General features: G+C 49.3%; 1 pseudogene. It reads right to left on the bottom strand.

Going from position 1 to position 341, the window contains the following annotated elements:
* Positions 1-341, bottom strand: a pseudogene (locus LBV24_RS15410) (hypothetical protein); the annotation flags it as partial.

The raw sequence follows: 341 nt of genomic DNA, 5'->3' as shown, positions 1-341 counted from the left end.
TACCTGCCAGGTAGTTTGGTAGGCGTTCCGCCAGTGCCAACATCAGGATCGTTAGTTCCCATAGAGGCTGCCGCCACGGCACCCGAGAAGTTATAGGTAGCATAACCACCTTGATATTCTGCCAATACGTGAGATCCGCCTCCCCAATGTTCCCAGAAGTAGAGCGTACCGCTCAATAGTGGGTCACTTTCAGGAGTTGAGCCTGGGTCTGTATATTCTAGCTCAGGTCCGTTGTCCCTGATAAACTGATCTGCATCGATAGCAGAGGCATAAGGGTTACCAACTAAATAGTCGTTACCACCTGTAATGGTCAGGTTAATATCGCCATTGTTAGGTTTACC

Source organism: Winogradskyella vincentii, from assembly GCF_020166345.1.
GTDB classification, from domain to species: Bacteria; Bacteroidota; Bacteroidia; order Flavobacteriales; family Flavobacteriaceae; genus Winogradskyella; species Winogradskyella vincentii.
Note: the sequence above shows the minus strand (reverse complement) of the source record. Positions and strands in the feature narration are given on the sequence as shown.